17 protein-coding genes are annotated in these 19,479 nt (G+C 71.1%); 6 read left to right on the forward strand and 11 right to left on the reverse strand.

Translation table 11 applies throughout. The features are described 5' to 3' along the window. Nucleotides 1-37: 37 nt before the first annotated feature. Nucleotides 38-2,641 (reverse strand): ATP-dependent chaperone ClpB, encoded by a 2,604-nt coding sequence (gene clpB, locus AMYTH_RS0130390; protein ID WP_027933412.1) that lies wholly within the window; start codon nucleotides 2,639-2,641, stop codon nucleotides 38-40. Between the two features lie 141 nt (nucleotides 2,642-2,782). Here clpB and AMYTH_RS0130395 point away from each other — a divergent pair, with 141 nt between their 5' ends. Then, complete coding sequence (locus tag AMYTH_RS0130395) at nucleotides 2,783-3,322, forward strand: ArsR/SmtB family transcription factor (RefSeq protein WP_027933413.1); 540 nt, start codon at nucleotides 2,783-2,785, stop codon at nucleotides 3,320-3,322. Continuing rightward, nucleotides 3,319-4,566, forward strand: coding sequence for an MFS transporter (locus tag AMYTH_RS0130400; RefSeq protein WP_209440800.1), 1,248 nt, complete (start codon nucleotides 3,319-3,321; stop codon nucleotides 4,564-4,566). Before AMYTH_RS0130395 ends, AMYTH_RS0130400 begins: the two co-directional genes overlap by 4 nt. Nucleotides 4,567-4,633: 67 nt before the next feature. On the opposite strand, the gene AMYTH_RS0130405 is transcribed toward AMYTH_RS0130400, so the two are convergent. After that, nucleotides 4,634-6,916: an MFS transporter gene (locus tag AMYTH_RS0130405; protein WP_228685326.1), complete on the reverse strand. Its 2,283-nt coding sequence runs from the start codon at nucleotides 6,914-6,916 to the stop codon at nucleotides 4,634-4,636. Nucleotides 6,917-6,951: 35 nt separating this feature from the next. Further along, nucleotides 6,952-7,449, reverse strand: coding sequence for a MarR family winged helix-turn-helix transcriptional regulator (locus tag AMYTH_RS0130410; RefSeq protein ID WP_027933416.1), 498 nt, complete (start codon nucleotides 7,447-7,449; stop codon nucleotides 6,952-6,954). A gap of 302 nt (nucleotides 7,450-7,751) precedes the next feature. On the opposite strand from AMYTH_RS0130410, the gene AMYTH_RS0130415 reads away from it, so the two are divergent. Together AMYTH_RS0130415 and AMYTH_RS0130420 are read left to right on the forward strand one after the other, a co-directional pair. After that, nucleotides 7,752-8,924: a globin domain-containing protein gene (locus tag AMYTH_RS0130415; protein WP_209440801.1), complete on the forward strand. Its 1,173-nt coding sequence runs from the start codon at nucleotides 7,752-7,754 to the stop codon at nucleotides 8,922-8,924. A 10-nt stretch (nucleotides 8,925-8,934) separates the two neighbouring features. Beyond that, entirely contained in the window at nucleotides 8,935-9,642 is a 708-nt protein-coding gene (locus AMYTH_RS0130420; RefSeq protein ID WP_027933418.1) for a dienelactone hydrolase family protein, read from the forward strand. Nucleotides 9,643-9,899: 257 nt separating this feature from the next. On the opposite strand, the gene AMYTH_RS0130425 is transcribed toward AMYTH_RS0130420, so the two are convergent. The 6 genes from AMYTH_RS0130425 to AMYTH_RS0130450 all read right to left on the reverse strand — a co-directional run bounded on the left by AMYTH_RS0130425 (nucleotide 9,900) and on the right by AMYTH_RS0130450 (nucleotide 16,269). Further along, nucleotides 9,900-10,337 carry a heat shock protein transcriptional repressor HspR gene (locus AMYTH_RS0130425; protein WP_094006474.1) on the reverse strand — a complete coding sequence of 146 codons (438 nt, stop codon included), beginning with the start codon at nucleotides 10,335-10,337 and terminating at the stop codon, nucleotides 9,900-9,902. After that, nucleotides 10,334-11,512 (reverse strand): molecular chaperone DnaJ, encoded by a 1,179-nt coding sequence (dnaJ, locus tag AMYTH_RS0130430; protein ID WP_027933419.1) that lies wholly within the window; start codon nucleotides 11,510-11,512, stop codon nucleotides 10,334-10,336. The genes AMYTH_RS0130425 and dnaJ overlap by 4 nt, the downstream gene beginning before the upstream one ends. Nucleotides 11,513-11,539: 27 nt before the next feature. Further along, nucleotides 11,540-12,235: a nucleotide exchange factor GrpE gene (grpE, locus tag AMYTH_RS0130435; RefSeq protein ID WP_027933420.1), complete on the reverse strand. Its 696-nt coding sequence runs from the start codon at nucleotides 12,233-12,235 to the stop codon at nucleotides 11,540-11,542. Next, entirely contained in the window at nucleotides 12,232-14,088 is a 1,857-nt protein-coding gene (dnaK, locus tag AMYTH_RS0130440; protein ID WP_027933421.1) for a molecular chaperone DnaK, read from the reverse strand. Before dnaK ends, grpE begins: the two co-directional genes overlap by 4 nt. 133 nt (nucleotides 14,089-14,221) lie before the next feature. Beyond that, complete coding sequence (locus AMYTH_RS0130445) at nucleotides 14,222-15,595, reverse strand: alpha/beta hydrolase (protein ID WP_027933422.1); 1,374 nt, start codon at nucleotides 15,593-15,595, stop codon at nucleotides 14,222-14,224. Further along, the gene (locus AMYTH_RS0130450; protein WP_027933423.1) at nucleotides 15,592-16,269 is read right to left on the reverse strand and encodes a DUF4097 family beta strand repeat-containing protein; all 678 of its coding nucleotides are present in this window, start codon (nucleotides 16,267-16,269) and stop codon (nucleotides 15,592-15,594) included. The genes AMYTH_RS0130445 and AMYTH_RS0130450 overlap by 4 nt, the downstream gene beginning before the upstream one ends. A gap of 147 nt (nucleotides 16,270-16,416) precedes the next feature. Between AMYTH_RS0130450 and AMYTH_RS0130455 the strand changes: the two genes are divergently transcribed. After that, nucleotides 16,417-16,959 carry a YbhB/YbcL family Raf kinase inhibitor-like protein gene (locus AMYTH_RS0130455; RefSeq protein ID WP_027933424.1) on the forward strand — a complete coding sequence of 181 codons (543 nt, stop codon included), beginning with the start codon at nucleotides 16,417-16,419 and terminating at the stop codon, nucleotides 16,957-16,959. Between the two features lie 82 nt (nucleotides 16,960-17,041). Next, complete coding sequence (locus tag AMYTH_RS0130460) at nucleotides 17,042-18,508, forward strand: MFS transporter (RefSeq protein ID WP_027933425.1); 1,467 nt, start codon at nucleotides 17,042-17,044, stop codon at nucleotides 18,506-18,508. Here AMYTH_RS0130460 and AMYTH_RS0130465 read toward each other — a convergent pair whose 3' ends face one another. Both AMYTH_RS0130465 and AMYTH_RS0130470 read right to left on the reverse strand, forming a co-directional pair. Then, a complete protein-coding gene (locus AMYTH_RS0130465) occupies nucleotides 18,509-19,069 on the reverse strand; it encodes a TetR/AcrR family transcriptional regulator (protein WP_017985646.1) in 561 nt (186 codons plus the stop codon). It abuts the gene before it with no gap. After that, complete coding sequence (locus AMYTH_RS0130470) at nucleotides 19,066-19,389, reverse strand: DMT family transporter (RefSeq protein WP_027933426.1); 324 nt, start codon at nucleotides 19,387-19,389, stop codon at nucleotides 19,066-19,068. Before AMYTH_RS0130470 ends, AMYTH_RS0130465 begins: the two co-directional genes overlap by 4 nt. Nucleotides 19,390-19,479 lie beyond the last annotated feature (90 nt).

The following is a 19,479-nucleotide window of genomic DNA, read 5'->3' on the forward strand; positions in this document are numbered from 1 at the left end:
CCGCTGAACCAAGGTCAGCGGCCCGTGTCGCAACCCGTTAGTCCGCCCGGGTGACCACGAGCGTGTCGCCCGCGTTCAGGTCCGGCACGTCCACCCGGACCGTGTCGCCGTCCCGGACCTCGCCGGCCAGCAGCTTCTTCGCCAGCTGGTCGCCGATCGCCGACTGCACCAGCCTGCGCAGCGGACGGGCGCCGTAGATCGGGTCGAACCCGTTCAGCGCGAGCCAGTCGCGGGCGCCGGGGGTGACGTCCAGCGTCAGGCGGCGCTGGGCCAGCCGGGCGGCCAGCTTCGCCACCTGGATGTCCACAATGGACGTCAGCTGCTCGGTGTCGAGCGAGTGGAACACCACGATGTCGTCCAGCCGGTTCAGGAACTCCGGCTTGAAGTGCCGCTGCACCGTGGACAGCACCGCGTCCCGCCGCTGCTGCTCGTCCAGTGAGGCGTCCGCGATCGCCTGCGAACCCAGGTTCGAGGTCAGGATCAGGATCGTGTTGCGGAAGTCGACCGTGCGGCCCTGGCCGTCGGTCAGCCGCCCGTCGTCGAGCACCTGCAGCAGCACGTCGAACACGTCCGGGTGCGCCTTCTCGACCTCGTCCAGCAGCACCACCGAGTACGGCCGCCGCCGGACGGCCTCGGTCAGCTGGCCGCCCTGGTCGTAGCCGACGTACCCCGGGGGAGCGCCGACCAGCCGCGCGACGCTGTGCTTCTCGCTGTACTCGCTCATGTCGATGCGGGTCATCGCGCGCTCGTCGTCGAACAGGAACTCCGCCAGCGCCTTGGCCAGCTCGGTCTTGCCGACGCCGGTCGGGCCGAGGAACAGGAACGAGCCGGTCGGCCGGTCCGGGTCCGCGACTCCGGCGCGGGTGCGCCGCACCGCGTCCGACACCGCCTGCACCGCCTCGCGCTGCCCAACGACCCGCTTGCCCAGCTCCTCCTCCATGCGGAGCAGCTTGCCGGTCTCGCCTTCGAGCAGGCGGCCGGCCGGGATGCCGGTCCAGGCGGAGACGACGTCGGCCACGTCGTCGGCGCCGACCTCTTCCTTGAGCATGACGTCGGCGCCGGACGAGCTGGTCGCGGTGTTGCGCTGGGCCGCCTCCAGCTCCTTCTCCAGCGCCGGGATCTTGCCGTAGCGCAGCTCGGCGGCGCGGCCGAGGTCGGCGTCGCGCTCGGCCCGGTCGGCCTCGCCACGCAGCTGCTCCAGCTGCTCCTTCAGCTCGCGGACCTTTTCGATCGAGCCCTTCTCGTTCTGCCACCGGGCGGTCAGCGCGGACAGCTCCTCGCGCTTCTCCGCCAGCTCGGCGCGCAGGGCGGCCAGCCGCTCGATCGAGGCCGGGTCCTCCTCCTTGGACAGCGCCATCTCCTCGATCTCCAGGCGGCGCACGGCGCGCTCGACCTCGTCGATCTCGACGGGGCGGGAGTCGATCTCCATGCGCAGCCGGGAGGCGGCCTCGTCCACCAGGTCGATCGCCTTGTCCGGGAGGAAGCGCGCGGTGATGTAGCGGTCGGACAGCGTCGCGGCCGACACCAGCGCGGCGTCGGTGATGCGGACACCGTGGTGCACCTCGTAGCGCTCCTTGAGGCCACGCAGGATGCCGATGGTGTCCTCGACCGACGGCTCGCCGACCAGCACCTGCTGGAAGCGCCGCTCCAGGGCCGCGTCCTTCTCGATGTGCTGGCGGTACTCGTCGAGCGTCGTCGCGCCGACCATGCGCAGCTCACCGCGGGCGAGCATCGGCTTGATCATGTTGCCCGCGTCCATCGCACCCTCACCGGTCGCGCCCGCGCCGACGATGGTGTGCAGCTCGTCGATGAACGTGATGACCTGGCCCGCCGACTCGGTGATCTCCTTCAGGACGGCCTTCAGCCGCTCCTCGAACTCACCGCGGTACTTCGCGCCGGCGACCATCGAACCCAGGTCCAGCGCCACGACCCGCTTGCCGCGCAACGACTCCGGCACGTCACCGGCCACGATCCGCTGGGCCAGCCCCTCGACGATCGCGGTCTTGCCGACGCCCGGCTCGCCGATCAGCACCGGGTTGTTCTTCGTGCGCCGGGACAGCACCTGGACCACGCGGCGGATCTCCGCGTCGCGGCCGATCACCGGGTCCAGCTCGCCCTTGCGGGCGCGGTCGGTCAGGTCGACGCCGTACTTCTCCAGCGCCTTGAACGTGCCCTCGGGGTCCGGACTGGTGATGCGGGCCGAGCCGCGCACCTTGGTGAACGCCTCGCGCAGCGCGTCCGGGGTGGCGCCGTGCCGCTTGAGCAGGTCCGCCACCTGGCCGCCCTCCGCGGCGAGGCCGACCATCAGGTGCTCGGTGGAGACGTACTCGTCACCGAGCTCGGTCGCGAGCTTCTGGGCGTGCGTCAGCGACTTCACCGCGGGCGGGTCGAACTGCGGAGTGGACACGGTCGCGCCGGTCGCCGAGGGCAGCCCCTGCGTGATCGGCTCCAGCTCCTTGTGCACCTGCCGCGGATCGGCGCCGACCGCCGTCAGCAGCGGGCCGGCCAGCCCGTCGCCCTGCGCCAGCAGCGCGCCGAGCAGGTGTGCGGCGGTGACGCTGGGGTTGCCCGCCACGGTCGCCGCCTGCGCCGCCGACGAGATCGCCTGCTGGGTCTTCGTCGTCGGGTTGAAAGCGTCCATCCCACACTCCATGTCGCATGCCTGCCGGAGACCTTCCTCCAGGTCCCTCGACATCTACAACGTCAACAAACTTGAGCGTGTTCCGCTCAACCCTGATTTTTCTCCTTGCGGAATGGTCAAGAAACGTTGACCATTGCTCACATGCCTGACGACGATCAACTCGAGACGTTCCGCGTCACCACCGACGAACAGCTGCGCGCCGTGTCCAACCTGACGCGCCACCGGATCATGGCCGTGCTCCGCTTCGAGCCGGCGACGATCACCCAGATCGCCGAACGGGTCGGTCTCGCGAAGGGGAGTTCGAGCTACCACGTGCGGCTGCTGGAAAAGGCCGGCCTGGTGAAGGTCGTGCGGACGCGCAAGGTCCGGGGGGTCGTCGAGCGGTATTACGCGATGGCCGCGCGCAGCATCGAGCTGCCCGATCCGGGCGAGGGCGGGCCGGACGTGCTGATGCGGCACGCGGTGGCGGACCTGGAGGCATCGCCCGCGGACGGCGAGCGGCACGTGCGGATGGCGCACCTGCGGCTCACCGACGAGCAGTTCGCCGAGCTGGGCGCGCGGCTGAACGCGCTGGCGGACGAGTACCGGGAGCTGTCCGATCCGTCGCTGCCGGACACCTCGCTCGTCTTCGCGCTGTTCCACCCGGCGCAGGGCGCCAAGACCGAAGGAGGCGCCAGATGACCTCGGACGTCCGGAAGAAGTTGCCGGCCGGGTTCGGCCGGTTGTGGACCGCGCAGACGATCTCCTCGCTCGGCGACGGGGTGACGCACGCCGCGCTGCCGCTCATCGCATTGACGCTGACGCGGGAGCCGATGGCGCTCGCCGTCGTCACGGCTGCCGGGACGCTGCCGTGGCTGCTCTTCGGCGTGCTTGGCGGTGCGCTGGTGGACCGCTGGGACCGGCGCCGCACGATGTGGGTCGCGGACGCGGCACGCGCGGCGCTGCTCGCGGTCCCCGCCACGGCGGCGGTGTTCGACGTCCTGTCCATCCCGCTGCTCGCGACCATCGCCTTCCTGCTCGGCCTCGGCGGACTCTTCTTCGACACCGCCGCCACCGCCTATCTCCCGGACCTGCTCCGTCGCGACCCCGCGCTCCTGGAACGCGCCAACTCCCGGCTGCGCGGCGCGCAGACCGCCATGTCCGGCTTCGCGGGGCCACCCGCGGGCAGTGCGCTGCTCGCGCTCGGGCGGGCCGTCCCGCTGCTCGCCGACGCGGTGTCGTTCCTGCTCTCCGCACTGCTCGTGCGCACGCTGCCGGCCATGCCCAGGCCCGTGCCGGAGGTCCGCGAGTCGCTGCTCCGCCAGGCGCGGGCCGGGGCCTCGTACGTCTTCCGGGACCGGGTGCTGCTCGGGCTCGCGCTTCGCCCGGCGGTCGGGAACGTCGCCTTCCTCGCCGTGGAGACCGTCCTCGCCCTCTTCGCGCACGACCGCCTCGGCATCGACACCTACGGCTTCGGCCTGCTCCTCACGGCGGAGGCCACCGGCGGCCTGCTCGGTGCCGCCATCGCCGCCCACCTCGGCAGGCGACTCGGCACCGGCACCGCGCTGACCTGCACGGCCGCCGTCGAGGGGCTCGCCATCCTTGGCCTGGCCGCCGCTTCGAACCCGTATCTGGCCGGGCTGGCGCTGGCCGTCTGCGGCGCCGGCATGGGCGCCACGATGGTGCTCGGTCCCTCCCTCCGGCAGGCCATCGTCCCGGCTCACCTCATGGGCCGGGTCGCCTCCACCTCCCGGATGCTGGCCATGTGCGCCGCCCCGCTCGGGGCCTTCGTCGGCGGTTGGCTGGCCACCACCTACGACGTCCGCACCCCCCTCTACGCCGCTGCCGTTCTCCTGCTGGCGATGACGGCCGTCACGGCATCCATGACCAGCAACCGCCGGGTCGAAGCGGCGCTGCGTGCCGCCGCCCCCGTCGCGGTGCCGTGACGCTGCCCCGGAAAAGCACGAAGACCGCCTCCCGGGGGATTGAGGCGGTCTTCGCGGGTTCGGTGGGTCAGCGCGGGTGCGTCAGCTCCACGTCACGCGAGAGCGGGGCGCCCGCGACGACTTCCAACGGCGCGGCGACCGGAGCATATCCGCTGGTCACGACCGTGTAGTCGCCCGCGGGGAGGTCGGTGAAGGAGTACCGGCCCGCCTCGTCGGTGAGCGTCATCGCGACCACCTCGCCGTCCGCGTCGAGCAGCGTCACCTGGGCCTCGGCCACCGGACGGTCGTCCCGGCCCGCCCGGACCACTCCGCCGAGTCGGGCGGTGAGCCCGAGTTCGATGTCGTGCGAGGCCTGCTCGCCCTCGGTGGTCGCCAGCGGCACCGCGGCCGGCTGGTGACCGGCGGCCGTGACGGTCAGCGTGTGGACGCCAGCCGGCACGTCGTCGAAGTGGTACCAGCCGTCGCCACCGGTGACGACCGACGACACCACCTCGCCCCGGTCGTCGGTCAGCACGAGCGTCGCGCCGCCGACCGGCTGGCCCGCGCTCGACCGCACCACGCCGCTGAGGCCACCGGCGCCGCTCATCTCGACGTCCCGGCGCACCGGCTGCCCGTCGACCGTGACCATCACGGCGCTCGGCTGGAACCGGGCCGCCGAGGTGATCAGCAGGTAGATCGCGTTCGGTGGGGCAGGCAGCCGGTAGGTCCCGTCGGCCGCGGTCAGCGTCCGCGCCACCTGCTGCCCCGACGAGTCGGTCAGCGTCAGCGCGGCCCCGGCCAGCGGACGGCCCGACGGGCCGGTGACCACGCCGTGGACCGCCGAGCCGGTGACCGGCGCCGCGGTCGCCTCGGTGCTCTCGGTCAGGTCGATGCTGCGGCGCAGCGGGACCTCCTTGATGAACACCACCGCGATCAGCGTCGCGATCGCGATGATCCCGCCCGCGAAGAAGATCGAGCCGATGCTGTCGCCGTAGGCGGCCCGCACGATCGACTGGAACGGCTCCGGCAGCGCGGCGAGGTTCAGGCTGCTGCCCGCGCCGGCCGATCCGCCCTGGATGCCCATCGCGGCGAGTGCGCTCGACACGTGGCTGCTCACCTTCGCCGCGAGCAGCGCGCCCAGCGCGGACACCCCGGCCGAACCGCCCAGCGTGCGGAAGAAGGTGACCACCGACGACGAGGAACCCATGTCCTTCATCGCGACGGTGTTCTGCACGACCAGCACCAGGTTCTGCATCAGCGCGCCGACACCGAGGCCGAGCAGCGCCAGGTAGGTGCCCATCAGCACCAGGTTGGTCTGGTGGTCGATCGTGCTGAGCAGGAACAGGCTCGCGACCAGCAGCACCGCGCCGCCGAGCATCCATGCCTTGGTCTTGCCGGTGCGCGAGATGACCTGACCCGCGACGGTCGAGGACAGGAACAGCCCCAGCATCATCGGGATGGTCATCAGCCCGGCGTGCGTCGGCGAGTAGCCGCGGGCGAGCTGGTAGTACTGCCCGAGGAACACCGCGCCGCCGAACATCGCGGTGCCGACCGACAGGCTGCCGATCACCGCCAGCGTGAAGGTGCGGTTGCGGAAGAGCCGCAGCGGCACCACCGGGTCCGGCACCTTCGACTCGACGAACACCGCCAGCGCCAGCGCGACCAGACCGCCGAGCACGTAGAACAGGGTCGACCAGGACCACCAGGCGAAGCTGCCGCCCGCCAGCGAAACCCAGATCAGCAGCAGCGAGACGCCGCCGACGAGCAGGGTCGCGCCGAGCCAGTCGATCTTCACCTGCTGCTTGCGGACCGGCAGGTGCAGCGTCTTGCCCAGCACGATGAACGCGGCCACCGCGACCGGAACCGTGATCCAGAAGTTCCAGCGCCAGCCGAGCGGCGAGTCGACGATCACGCCGCCGAGCAGCGGGCCCGCGACGGTCGCCAGCGCGAACACCGCGCCGATGTAACCGCTGTAGCGGCCGCGTTCCCGCGGCGAGATCATCGCCGCGATCACGACCTGGATCAGCGCCTGCATGCCGCCGAGGCCGAGGCCCTGGACGGCGCGGAACGCGATCAGCTCGGGCATGGACTGGGAGATGCCGCCGAGCACCGAGCCGACCGTGAAGATCACGATCGACAGCTGGTAGAGCATCTTCTTGCTGAACAGGTCCGACAGCTTGCCCCAGATCGGGGTGCTCGCCGTGGACGCCAGCAGGGTGGCGGTGACCACCCAGGTGTACTGGCTCTGCGAGCCGTCGAGGTCGGCCAGGATCGTCGGGAGTGCGTTCGAGACGATCGTGGAGGACAGCACGGCGACCAGCAGTGCCAGGAGCAGGCCGACGAACGCGCGCCCGACCTGGCGCGGCGTCATCGCCTCCTGGTTCGCTGTCGTGCTCACTTCGGGGATCACTTCCTCTTCTCCGCCGCCGGGTCCGGCGGGCAGGTGACCGGCGTCTGGCCGAGGGCCTCGCGCAGTCCTTGGTTCATCAGGGTCAACCGGGCGGTGAGTGCTTCGACCTCGTCGTCGGTCCAGTCCGCGAGCGCACGCCGGATGAAGTCGATGTGCAGCTGTCGCCATCGCTCGAGCTCGGCGCGGCCGGCTTCGGACAGGCTGATCAGGCTGGCGCGCCCGTCCTCGGGCGCCGGCCTGCGCTCGACCAGTCCGGCGGCGGTCAGCTGGGCGATCTGCCTGCTGATCACCGAGATGTCGACCATCTTGCGCTTCGCGAGGTCCGACGGGCGGCTCTCGCCGTGCGCGTTGAGGTCGGACAGCAGCATGGCGGCCGCGGGGTGCAGGCCGTCGTGCTCGCGCTGCCAGGACTGGTTGATCCAGGCGTGCTGCAGCTGACCGGCCGCGCGCAGTTCGCGCATCAGCTGGACGGCCTTCTCGTCGCGGTCCCCCATGGACCCACCTCCTGGTTGGTTGTCACATACAACTATAGAAGCGGTAGTTGTATGCCACAACTATCTAAGTTGGTGACTTGTCCCACTGATCGAGGGGATCTCCGAACCACCCGGAAGGAGCAACTTCGCGAGGATTGCGGCGGAGGCGGTTACCCTGCGACGGATCGTGTTCGCATTAGCTGGCTACGATTAACCGAGTAGGGTGGATTATTCATGATCTTTTCACACGCTCACTTGCTATTGCGTGTTCATGAATAATCGACGGCGAGCATGAACGCGCACCACGGAGCAGCCCCGAACCCATGACAGCCGACCCCGTCAGCCCCGTTCCCCGGTCCGTGCACCGGGAGGCGCCCCCTGCCGTCACCGCGATGGTGCGCCTGATCCGGGACTCCTGGGTCAAGGCGGAGCCGTACCTGCCCGAAGTGACGCAGTTCTTCTACGGGATGCTGTTCACCCTCGCGCCCGCGACGCGGGACTTCTTCCCGATCAACATGGAGGTCCAGCGCAACCGCATGGTGCGCGCGCTGGTGCACGTCGTGCAGATGGTCGACCAGCCCGACGACCTGGTGCCGTTCCTGCGGCAGCTCGGGCGCGACCACCGCAAGTTCGGCGTGGTGCCGAACCACTACGAGGCGGTCGGCACCGCGTTGCTGGCGGCGATGAAGACGCAGCTCGGGCCGGACTGGACGGACGAGGTCGAGCGCGCGTGGGCGGAGGCGTTCACGATCATCGCCCGGCAGATGCAGGAGGCCGCGGCCACCGACACGAACCCGCCGAACTGGTCGGCGCGGGTGGCCGAGCACCGGCGGCTGAGCTGGGACCTGGCGATGGTGCGGCTGGAGCCGGACCAGCACATCCCGTTCCGGCCGGGGCAGTACCTGAGCGTCGAGGTGCCGCAGCGGCCGCGGTTGTGGCGGTACCTGTCGCCGGCGAACGCGCCGCGCCCGGACGGCTCGCTGGAGTTCCACATCCGCGCCATCGAGGGTGGCTGGGTGTCCCGGGCGATCGTCAGCCACACGCAGGCCGGTGACGTGTGGCGGTTCGGGCCGCCGCTGGGCACGCTGGGCGTGGACCGGGAGAGCGGCCGGGACGTGCTGATGGTCGCGGGCGGCACGGGTGTCGCGCCGATGCAGGCGATGCTCGACGAGCTGGGCCAATGGGGCGAGAACCCGAAGGTGCACCTGTTCTACGGCGGCCGGACGCGCGAGGACCTGTACGCGCTGGAGGGGTTGCGGATGGTCGCGTCCTGCAACCCGTGGCTGACGGTGACGCCGGTGGTGGAGAACGGGCCGGGCCTGGTCGGCGGCGAGCAGGGCACGCTGGCCGACGTGGTGACGCGGTACGGCGCGTGGCCCGGCCACGACGTGCTGGTGTCCGGTTCGCCCGCGATGATCCGCGCGACGGTTTCCCGGATGCTGGTGGCCGGAACGGCACTCGATCAGATCAGGTACGACCCGTTCACGATCGACTAGCCTGCGACGGATGGACATTCCTGTCGCAGACGGAACCATCCGCGGTTACCTGGCCACCCCGCAGCGGGAGGTCTCGGGCGAGCCGCCGTGGCCGGGGGTCGTGATCGTGCACGACGCGGTCGGCCTCTCGCAGGACGCGAAGAACATCACCGACCGGTTCGCCACCGCCGGCTATGTCGCGCTGTCGCCGGACATGTACTCGCGCGGCGGGCTCGTGCGGTGCGTGAAGTCGGTGTTCAAGGAGCTGGCGGCCGGGAAGGGGCGGGCGTTCGACGACCTGGACGCGGCGCGGTCGTTGCTGGCGTCGAGGTCTGATTGCACTGGTCGGGTCGGGATCGTCGGGTTCTGCATGGGTGGGGGGTTCGCCCTGGTGGCGGCCTCTCGCGGGTTTGACGCGTCGGCGCCGTACTACGGACAGTTGCCCAAGGATCTGTCCGTTTTGGATGGTTCTTGTCCTGTGGTGGCTTCCTTTGGGAAGAAGGACTTTTCCTTGCGTGGGGCGGCGGCGAAACTGGAGCGGGAGTTGTCGGCTCGGGGGGTGCCGCATGATGTCAAGGAGTACCCGGGGGTTGGGCACAGTTTTGCGAATCAGTTCCACGGGCCGGTGAACGTGTTGCTGAAGGTTGCTGGGATGAGCTATGACCGGGCGGCCAGTGAGGATGCTTGGCGGCGCGTGTTGGCCTTCTTCGCGGAGCATTTGGGTCGTGAGGCGGCGTAGAGCGCCTCACGGCGCTGGAAGGTCGCCTTGGGTGACCACCCCCCGCCCCCGATGCCTGATTGTGTTTCAGTCGCCGAGCAGGGTTGTCAAGGCGGGAAAGCGTGCCTTGACAACCCTGGTCGGCGACTAAAGATCGGCTGTGGATCGGGGGCGGGGGAGGTCTGGTGCGTGGTCGGTGCAGTTGCGTTGCCGGCTGGCGTTTTGTTGAAAGAAAACAAAAAGAAGGGCCCCGCGTGCTGCGGGGCCCTTCTCTGTTCTCATCGCCTTCGGCGTGGTTTCCAGACCACCAAGGCGGTTTCCTGCTTCATCGGCACCAGGTCCTTGCGGTAGGAGCGGTGCACGGCCGCCGCGGCTTGTTCGGCTGCGGCGTACGCGGTGGCGAGTTCTTCGGTCAGTTCGGCGATCCGGGACTGCAGCGCTTCGACCTGGTTCTCCAGCTCGATGATCCGCTTGATGCCCGCCAGGTTGACGCCCTCCTCCTGGGACAGGCGCTGCACCTCACGCAGCAGCGCGATGTCCCGCATGGAGTAGCGCCGCCCGCCGCCTGCGGTTCGGCCCGGCGACACCAGGCCCATGCGGTCGTACGAGCGGAGGGTCTGTGCGTGCAGGCCGGACAGCTGAGCGGCCACGGAGATCACGAAGACCGGCGTCTCTTCGTCGGCCCCGTGCGGCAACCCGCCGAACACCTCGATCAACCCCTTTCGCGGAGCAGCTTCGTGATCTCCGGGCGCGGGTCGTGCTTCTCGGCGATCTTGGCGTACGCCTCGAGCGCCTCCCGCTCCGAAGACTCCAACCGCGACGGCACGGCCACCTGCAACGTGACGAGCAGGTCGCCCTGCGCACCGTCCCGCTTCTTGATGCCCTTGCCGCGCACCCGCAGGACCCGGCCGCTGCCGGTGCCCGCGGGCACCTTCACCGAAACCTTCCCGTCCAGCGTCGGCACGGTGATCGTCGCACCCAGAGCCAGCTCGGGGTAGCTCACCGGGACCGTGATCGTCAGATCATTACCCGACCGGCCGAACACCGGGTCCGGGTTCACGTGCACCCGCACGTACAGGTCACCGGCAGCCGCGCCCCCGCGGCCCGGCTCGCCCTGGCCCGCCAGCCTGATCCGCTGGTTGTCGTCCACACCCGCCGGCACCCGCACGGTCAGGGTGCGCGTCTGGGTGCTGACACCCTCGCCGCCGCACTCCGGGCACGGGTCGTCGATGATCCGGCCGCGGCCACGGCAGTCCGGGCACGGCTCGGAGAACGCGAACGCCCCCTGGCTGCGGCTCACCAGCCCGGCGCCCTTGCAGGTGGGGCAGGTGCGCGGCGTGGTGCCCGGGCGGGCGCCGTTGCCGTGGCACGTCGAACACGTCGCCGGGCTGGACAGCCGCAGCGGCAGGGTCGCGCCCTTGACCGCCTCGGCGAAGTCGATCCGCACGTCCGTCTCGACATCGGCGCCGCGCTGGCCGCGGGCGCCCGCGCTCTGCTGGCCTCGCCTGCCGAACAGGCCGCCGAGGATGTCGCCGAGCCCGCCGAAACCGCCCTGCGCGCCCGCGCCCGCGGTCTGCCCGAAGATGTCGCCGAAGTCGAAACCGCCGGTGCCGCCCGCGCCGGGGAAGCCGAAGCCACCCGGGCCGCCGCCCGAACCGAACAGCCGTCGCGCCTCGTCGTACTCCTTGCGCTTGGCCGGATCCGACAGCACGCCGTAGGCCTCCGACACGGCCTTGAACTTCTGCTCGGCCTCCGTGTTGCCGGGGTTGGCGTCCGGGTGGTTCTCCCGCGCCAGCTTGCGGTAAGCCTTCTTGATCTCGTCCTGCGAAGCGTCGGAGGAGACGCCCAGCTCACGGTAGAAGTCCTTACCGATCCACTCCCGTGCACTCACCGGACGTCTCCTCCTCTCGCCTGTTCGTTACTGCTGTGCGTTCTCATCCGACAACTGCTCGACCGGTAGCTCACCCTCGACCGGGGCCTCGCCCGGCTCGTGGTCGGTGACGCCAACCAGCGCGGCCCGCAGCGTCCGGTCGCCGAACCGGTAACCACGGCGCAGCACCGTCGTCACCGTCGGCCCCGACACCTCCGGCGAGGTGTTGTGCTGCACGGCCTCGTGCACGCTCGGGTCGAAGGGCTCGCCCTCCGCGCCGAACGGCTCGAGCCCGATCCGCTGCAGGCTCGCGACCAGCTTGTCCGCGACCGCCTTGAACGCGCCGGTGAGGTCGCCGTGCTGCTCCGCCCGCTCGAAGTCGTCGAGCAGCGGCAGCAGCTCGTTCACCACCGACGCCTTCGCGGCGCTGACCACGGCCTCCCGGTCGCGGTCGACCCGCTTGCGGTAGTTCGCGAACTCCGCCTGCAGGCGCTGCAGGTCGGCGGTGCGCTCCGCCAGCTCCTTCTCGACCTCGGACGGAGCCGCCACCGCGTCGTCCACGATGGACTCACCGAGCGACGGGCCGGCCTGGGCCGCCGGGGCTTCCGCGGCAGGCGCCTCGGCAGCCTCCGGCTGGGTCCGCACCTGGCCGGTCTCGGGGTCGATCTTGCGCCGGTCCCGCACGACCAGGGGCTCGGTGACCGGCTCCTGCTCGTCGATCTCGTTCGAGTGGCGTCCCGTCACTTCTTCTCGTCCTCGTCCACGATCTCGGCGTCCACCACGTCGTCCGCGCCCTTGTTGTCGGACGCGCCCGCCGCACCCGAGTCAGCGCCCGGGTTGGCGCCACCGGCCTGCTGCGCGTTGGCGTACAGGGCGGTGCCCAGCTCCTGCGACGCGGTGTTCAGCTTCTCGATGGCTTCCTTGATCTTGGCCGTGTCGGTGCCCTTGAGCGCCTCGTTGGCCTCGTCGATCGCGGTCTTGACCTTGCCCTTGAGGTCCTCGGGCAGCTTGTCCTCGTTGTCCTTGACGAACTTCTCGGTCTGGTAGACCAGCGTCTCGGCCTGGTTGCGGGTCTCGGCCTCCTCGCGGCGCTTGCGGTCCTCCTCCGCGTGCGCCTCGGCGTCCTTGACCATCCGCTCGATGTCCTCCTTCGGCAGCGCGGAGCCACCGGTGATGGTCATCGACTGTTCCTTGTTCGTGCCCAGGTCCTTCGCCGTGACGTGCACGATGCCGTTCGCGTCGATGTCGAAGGTGACCTCGATCTGCGGCACACCGCGCGGGGCCGGCGGGATGCCGGTCAGCTCGAACATGCCGAGCTTCTTGTTGTGCGCGGCGATCTCGCGCTCGCCCTGGAACACCTGGATCTGCACCGACGGCTGGTTGTCGTCCGCCGTGGAGAAGATCTCGGACCGCTTCGTCGGGATGGTCGTGTTGCGCTCGATGAGCTTGGTGAACACGCCGCCCTTGGTCTCGATGCCCAGCGACAGCGGGGTCACGTCCAGCAGCAGGACGTCCTTGACCTCACCCTTGAGCACGCCGGCCTGCAGCGCGGCGCCGACGGCGACGACCTCGTCCGGGTTCACGCCCTTGTTCGGCTCGCGGCCGCCGGTCAGCTCCTTGACCAGCTCGGCGACGGCGGGCATGCGGGTGGAACCGCCGACCAGCACCACGTGGTCGATCTGGCCGACCGAGATGCCGGCGTCGCGGATCACGTTGTTGAACGGCGCCTTCGTGCGGTCCAGCAGGTCGGAGGTGATCCGCTGGAACTCCGCGCGGGACAGCGTCTCGTCCAGGAACAGCGGGTTCTTGTCCGCGTCGACCGTGATGTAGGGCAGGTTGATGTTCGCGCTGCTCGAGCTGGACAGCTCGATCTTCGCCTTCTCCGCGGCCTCGCGGATGCGCTGCAGCGCCATCCGGTCCTTGGTCAGGTCGATGCCGTGGCTGGCCTTGAACTTGTCCACCAGCCAGTCGACGATGCGCTGGTCCCAGTCGTCACCACCGAGGTGGTTGTCACCGCTGGTGGCGCGCACCTCGACGACACCCTCGCCGATCTCCAGCAGCGACACGTCGAAGGTGCCGCCACCGAGGTCGAAGACCAGGATGGTCTGCTCCTTCTCGCCCTTGTCCAGGCCGTAGGCCAGTGCGGCCGCGGTGGGCTCGTTGACGATGCGGAGCACGTTCAGGCCGGCGATCTGGCCGGCCTCCTTGGTGGCCTGCCGCTGCGCGTCCTCGAAGTAGGCGGGGACGGTGATGACCGCGTCGGTGATCTCCTCACCGAGGTAGGCCTCGGCGTCGCGCTTGAGCTTCATCAGCACGCGCGCGCTGATCTCCTGCGCCGTGTAGGCCTTGCCGTCGATCTCGGTCTTCCAGTCGGTGCCGATGTGCCGCTTCACGGACCGGATCGTCCGGTCGACGTTGGTCACGGCCTGGTTCTTCGCCGGCTGGCCCGTCAGCACCTCGCCGTTCTTGGCGAACGCGACGATCGACGGGGTCGTGCGGGAGCCTTCCGAGTTGGCGATGACCGTCGGCTCGCCGCCCTCCAGGACAGCGACGACCGAGTTGGTCGTGCCGAGGTCGATGCCGACCGCTCGCGCCATGGTGTGTTCCCTCCTGGTCATGCTGTGTGCGCAGCCCCGGTGAGCTGCGGTTTCGCGCCCGCGTTGAGCGAGTGGTACTCAAGTTCTATCTCGGGCGCGTGTTGGGCGTCAATCAGACTTGAGTGCTGCTCGCTCAACCTTTCTGACAGGGTAACGAGCGGGTCTGCGGTGTTGTTCCCGGCGTACCCGAAATCAGGTAGGCCGCCTCGTGGGACCGCGCACAGGCGGAGTTGTACACCCCCGTGTGGCCGTCCTCGGCGTAGGTGAGCAGCACGCTGCGCTCGATCCGGGCCGCGAGGCTGCGCGCCCAGCTCAGCGGCGTGGCCGGGTCGTGCTCCCCGCCGACCACCAGGATCGGCGGGGCCCCGCGGACGGGCTCGGCGTGCGGCGGGTTCGCCGCCGGCACGGGCCAGCCGAGGCAGCCCGACGCGAAGTCCCAGAACTCGGAGTAGCGCCAGCTGTGCGGCGCGGCTTCCCGGACCCGGTCGGCCGTCCGGCGCAGGTCGGCCGGGCCGGTGAAGGGCGACGGGAAGTCCTGGCAGCCGACGGCCCGGTAGGCGGGGTACTCGGCCGAGCCGAAGGGCATGGCCGAGGTCAGCGCGCTCGCGTCGGCCGGCGCGGCGCGCAGGGCGTCGGCCAGCCGCGGCCACAGCTGCGGGAAGTAGAGGTGCGAGTAGACGCCCGCGGCCAGCTCCTCGGGCGTGGCGTGGCGGCCGAGTTGTGCCGAGGGCGCGCCGGTGGTCATGAGCGCGTCGTAGCGGGCGAGCACGTCGTCGCCGCAGGTGCCCGCGCACCACCGCGCGAAGCGCAGCAGGGCGTCCTCGGTCGCCGCGGCCGCGTCGAGGACGGCCCGCCGCGTCGGCAGGGCGTGGTCGACGGCGCCGTCCAGGACCATCGCGCGCACGTGCTGCGGGTGGCGGGCGGCGTAGAGCGCGCCGATCTCGGTGCCGTACGAGGCGCCCAGCCAGGAGATCCGCTCCTCGCCGATGGCGAGCCGGATCCGCTCGACGTCCTCGGCGACGGTGGCCGTGTCGACGTCGCGGGGTCCGCGGCAGCCGAGGCCGACGTGCCGGTTGTGCGCGGCCAGCCGCGCGTAGCCGGCGTCGTCGGCGGGGAAGCGGCTGACCGCGGGGTCGTGCACCGGGCCGCAGGTGACCGCCGGGGTGCTGCCGCCGACGCCGCGCGGGTCGAAGCCGATGATGTCGAACCGCTGGTTGAGCTCGGCGAACTCGGGCGTGGCGAGGCCGAGGCCGCCGTAGCCGACGACATCGGCGCCGGATCCGCCCGGGCCGCCCGGGTTGACCAGCAGCGAGCCGATGCGGCGGGCCGGGTCGAGCGCGGGCAGGCGGGCCAGCCGCAGCGTCGCGCCGGGCACGTCGAGCTCGGCGCACTGCAGGCGCTGCGCGGTCTGCGGGGTGGCGCAGTCGCGCCAGGTCAGCGCGGGTGCGGCGGGGGTGGCGACGGGGGCCACGAGCAGAGTCGCGGCGAGGGCGAGCGCGGGGATCATGCCTGCTTCACGCTCGCGTCGCCGCTGGAGGTGCTGACGTCGAGGACGTACGGGGCCGACGGGTCCTGGACGACCTCGATCGACCGGTCGCCGCTCCTGGTCTCGCCGGTGACCCGGTAGCGGTCGGCGGGCACGACGATGCGGATGTCGCCGCTCTGGGCCTCGGCTTGGACGTTCTGCGCGGTGGCGAGGTCGACCTCGATGCTGCCCGACTTGGTCCGGGCCGTGACCGGGCCGGTGACGTCCTCGACGCGGATGTCCCCGGAACTGGCGGCCAGGTCCACCGACGCGGTGCCGTAGACGCTGAGGCTGCCGGAGCGGACCTCGCCGGTCACGGTGGTCCCGCGCGGGACCACCACCTCGTAGTCGACGGTGCAGTCCCCGCCGCAGCCGTCGAGGACCAGCTGGGCGCCGTCCAGGTGGAAGGCCCGGTCCGGCCGGTCGCCGTCGTAATGGAGGACCTGGTTGACCGACGTCGTGGCGGTGTCCTCGACGCGGATCCGCACGTCGCCGGAGTTGTTGTCGACGCGGACCGACGACACCGGCTGGGCGACGGTATCGGTGATCTCGGCGCGGTCCGAGATGCGCCACCAGTTCCAGTTCCAGCCGAGCGCGAGCCCGATCCCCGCCACGATGAGGGCGATCCCGCCTATCGCGAGTGCCGGCTTGCGCATTGCGTCCTCCCCAGTGAACTTTGCTGTGCCGGTCACGCTATGGCCTGGGCGTGGCGCGCCGGTATCAGGGAAGCCCCCGGTTCATCCCGGGGGTCACCCCGAACGGCACTAGGGTGATCACGGCCATTCTGTGACGAGGAGGAATCGATGCCACAACCACCGAATCCGTACGACTTCCTGCCGTCGGTGCCGGCCTTCACGGTGCGCAGCGACGACGTGGCGGACGGGGAGACGCTCGCGGCGCCGCACCTCAGCGGGATCTTCGGCGTCCCCGGCGGCGAGGACCGGTCGCCGCACCTGGCGTGGGAGGGCTTCCCCGCCGGGACCAAGAGCTTCGCCGTGACCTGCTACGACCCGGACGCCCCGACGGCCAGCGGGTTCTGGCACTGGGCGGTGTACAACATCCCGGCCTCGGTGACTTCGCTCCCGTCGGGCGCCGGGGACGCGTCGGGTTCCGGCCTGCCGTCCGGCGCCGTGACGGTGACCAACGACGGTGGCGTGCGACAGTTCCTGGGCGCCGCGCCGCCGCCGGGGCACGGGCCGCACCGGTACTTCTTCGTGGTGCACGCGCTCGACGTGGAGTCCCTGGACCTCCCCGACACCGCGACGCCCGCGTTCCTGGGCTTCAACATGTTCGGGGCGACGCTGGCGCGCGCGATGGTCGTGCCGGTGTACGAGAACAAGGGCTGAGTCCTTTCACCTCCCCCGGATGAGGTGCCGCGTGGCGACCGCACGCCATGGTCTCCGGACCACGCGCACGCGGGGAGGCGGAATGTCCACGACCAGCGCGGTGAAGACCGGCGGGGTGCTCGGCACCGCATGCGTCTCCACCTTCATCGTCAACGTGAACACCTCGGCGGTCAGCATCCTGCTGCCGTCGATCAGCGCGGACCTCGGCGCGTCCCTGGCGGTGCTGCAATGGGCGGTCACCGGGTACATGCTCGTCGGGGCCGCGACGATCGTGACGTCCGGCGCGCTCGGCGACGTCTTCGGGCGCCGCCGGGTGTTCGTGCTGGGTCTCGGGCTGTTCGTGGTGTCGTGCGTCCTGATCGCGCTCGCGCCCGGCGGGTGGATGGTCGTCGTCGGCCGGGTCGTGCAGGGTGCCGCCGGCGCCGCGATCCTCGCCGCCGGGCTCAGCCTGCTGTCGGTCGTCACCGAGGGGCCGGCGCAGATGCGCTCGGTCGCGTACTGGGGCGCCGCGGCGGCCGCCGGCGCCGCGGCCGGGCCCGTGCTCGGCGGTGTCCTCAACGAGGCCGCCGGGTGGCAGGGCCTGTTCTGGATCGCGGCGGCGGTGGCCGCCGCGTGCGTCCCCTGGGCGGTGCGGACGGTGCCGGAGTCCCGCGACCCGGACCGGCCCCGCTCGATCGACGTCCCTGGCACGCTGCTGGTGGCATGCGTGCTGGCGCCCTTCGTGTTCGCGATGACGAAGGGCTCGGACTGGGGCTGGTGGTCGGTGCCCACCGTGGTCTGCCTCGCCGTCACCGCGCTCGCCGCGATCGCCTTCCCGGTGGTGGAGCGCCGGATGGCCGCGCCGCTGGTCGACCTGCGGCTGCTGCGGAACCCGGTGCTGGTCGGCGCGACACTGGCGATCCTCATCGGGGCGGGCGCGATCGCCGGGTTGTCGTTCCTGATCAGCCTCTACTTCCAGGACCCGGCGACGTTCGGGATGAGCAGCCTGCTGGCCGGCCTGGCGTGCCTGCCGGTGGCGGCGCTGGTCGTCGCCGTCGCCCCCGCGGTCACGCCGCTGGCGCACAAGTTCGGGCCGCGGCCGGTGATCGTGGCCGGGTTCGTGCTGATGACCGCCGGGTTCGCGGTGCTCGCCGTGATCCGCGCGTCGTGGTCGTACTGGGCGATCCTGCCGTCCCTGCTGGGGATCGCGGTGGGGCTGGGGCTGTCCAACGGGCCCGCCTCGGCGCTGTCCACGAGCGCGGTCCGCGACGAGGACGTCGGCGCCGCGTCCGGGGTGTCCAACATGGCGCGCTACGTCGGCGGCGCCGTGCTGACCGCCGTCGTGGCCGGGATCTACTCCTCGGTCACGGCGACCCGGACGGCGACCGGAGGCGCTCCGGCGGAGGCCCTCGCCACCGGTTTCGGTAGGGCGTCGCTGGCGCTGGCGATCTTCTCCGCGGCCGGCGTCCTGCTCGGCATGCTGGCCGCGCGCCGCACCCACCGGGGGGTCGCGGCCGAACGCGTGTCCGCGACCGCGGCGGTCGCCCACACGGTGCCGGTCCCGCGCTGATCACCGGGGTTTCAGCAGGTACTCCACGGTCGGCCGGAGCTCCTCGGCGGTCGGCGGCTCGTCGTCGATGAGGCCCTGGATCAGCAGCCCGTCGATCCCGGCCAGGAACACCCGCAGCGCCACCAGGTCGTCCGGCCGCACCATCGTCGTCAGCACGTCCAGCCACCGCCGCGCCGCCGGCCGCAGCTCGGGCCGCCGCGCGGCCAGCAGGTACAGCTCGTACTCCGCCATCGTCCGGCCCCGTCGCGGGCCCAGCGCCTCCGCGAGCAGGGTCGCCACCTCGGAAGCGCCCCGGCTGCCCCGCGACCGGGCCCGGTCGATCGTCCAGTACACCTCGGTCGCCATGTCGCGCGCGCACGAGATCAAGGTCGCGATCAGCAGGTCGTCGAGCGTCTCGAAGTGATAGGTCGTCGACGTCGTCGGCACCCCGGCCTCGGCCGCGACCGTCCGGTGGGTCACCCCGGCGACGCCGTCCCGCTCGATCACCCGCAGCGTCGCGTCGATGATCTCCTGCCGCCGCTTCTCGCCGCGGGCCCGCCGCCCGTCGCGCTGGGGCTTCACGCCGAACCCACCTCGATCAGCACCACACCGCCGATGACCAGCGCCAGCCCCGCCACGATCGTCGGGTTCACCGGCTCGCCGAGGAACAGCACGCCGATGATTGCGACCGCCGCCACGCCCACCGCGGCCCAGATCGCGTACGCCACCCCGACCGGCATCCCGCGCTTCAGCACGCTCGCCAGCGCCGCGAACGCGACGAGGTAGCCGGCCACGACGACCAGCGACGGCCACAGTTTGGTGAAGCCCGCCGACAACTTCATCGAAACAGTGGCGGTGACCTCGGCCGCGATGGCCAGAGCGAGCAGCAGATAGGCGACCATCCCGCCAAACTACCGGTACGATCGTCCCGATATCCAGCGAGTCCTACGCCACACTCGTGGGACTCAACTCGCGCCGATCGGTTACTCATG

The organism is Amycolatopsis thermoflava N1165, from assembly GCF_000473265.1.
Classification (GTDB): domain Bacteria; phylum Actinomycetota; class Actinomycetes; order Mycobacteriales; family Pseudonocardiaceae; genus Amycolatopsis_E; species Amycolatopsis_E thermoflava.

Bases quoted from the DNA above. Each gene is read 5' to 3' on its own strand.
- clpB (WP_027933412.1), bottom strand. From the start codon at position 2,641: ATGGACGCTTTCAACCCGACGACGAAGACCCAGCAGGCGATCTCGTCG.
- AMYTH_RS0130395 (WP_027933413.1), top strand. From the start codon at position 2,783: ATGCCTGACGACGATCAACTCGAGACGTTCCGCGTCACCACCGACGAA.
- AMYTH_RS0130400 (WP_209440800.1), top strand. From the start codon at position 3,319: ATGACCTCGGACGTCCGGAAGAAGTTGCCGGCCGGGTTCGGCCGGTTG.
- AMYTH_RS0130405 (WP_228685326.1), bottom strand. From the start codon at position 6,916: ATGACGCCGCGCCAGGTCGGGCGCGCGTTCGTCGGCCTGCTCCTGGCA.
- AMYTH_RS0130410 (WP_027933416.1), bottom strand. From the start codon at position 7,449: ATGGGGGACCGCGACGAGAAGGCCGTCCAGCTGATGCGCGAACTGCGC.
- AMYTH_RS0130415 (WP_209440801.1), top strand. From the start codon at position 7,752: ATGACAGCCGACCCCGTCAGCCCCGTTCCCCGGTCCGTGCACCGGGAG.
- AMYTH_RS0130420 (WP_027933418.1), top strand. From the start codon at position 8,935: ATGGACATTCCTGTCGCAGACGGAACCATCCGCGGTTACCTGGCCACC.
- dnaK (WP_027933421.1), bottom strand. From the start codon at position 14,088: ATGGCGCGAGCGGTCGGCATCGACCTCGGCACGACCAACTCGGTCGTC.
- AMYTH_RS0130445 (WP_027933422.1), bottom strand. From the start codon at position 15,595: ATGATCCCCGCGCTCGCCCTCGCCGCGACTCTGCTCGTGGCCCCCGTC.
- AMYTH_RS0130450 (WP_027933423.1), bottom strand. From the start codon at position 16,269: ATGCGCAAGCCGGCACTCGCGATAGGCGGGATCGCCCTCATCGTGGCG.
- AMYTH_RS0130455 (WP_027933424.1), top strand. From the start codon at position 16,417: ATGCCACAACCACCGAATCCGTACGACTTCCTGCCGTCGGTGCCGGCC.
- AMYTH_RS0130460 (WP_027933425.1), top strand. From the start codon at position 17,042: ATGTCCACGACCAGCGCGGTGAAGACCGGCGGGGTGCTCGGCACCGCA.
- AMYTH_RS0130470 (WP_027933426.1), bottom strand. From the start codon at position 19,389: ATGGTCGCCTATCTGCTGCTCGCTCTGGCCATCGCGGCCGAGGTCACC.